Consider the following 248-nt stretch of genomic DNA (forward strand, 5'->3'; position numbering starts at 1 on the left):
ACCTGGGCATGCTGTCGTCGATCCTGGCCCTGGCCTGGGCGGTGTCCGGGGCCCTGGTGGGTGCCTGGTCGGACCGCCGGGGCGTGCGCAAGCCGTTGCTGATCGTCGCGGTGATCCTGCCGGGCATCGGCTGGCTCGTCAGCAAGATCAACCGCCGCCTGCGCCGCCTGAACCGCGAGCACCAGACGCTGACCAACGAGCTGTCGTACATCGTCGAGGAGACGGTCGGCGGCTACAAGGTCGTCAAG

1 protein-coding gene is annotated in these 248 nt (G+C 69.0%); it reads left to right on the forward strand.

All coding sequences use genetic code 11. The features are described from left to right. The coding region (locus SB816_RS33975; RefSeq protein ID WP_410548498.1) for a hypothetical protein at positions 1 to 248 on the forward strand (248 nt) is incomplete at both ends.

Origin of the sequence: Achromobacter sp. SIMBA_011 (assembly GCF_046535435.1) — a bacterium.
Lineage (GTDB): Bacteria > Pseudomonadota > Gammaproteobacteria > Burkholderiales > Burkholderiaceae_B > Achromobacter > Achromobacter dolens.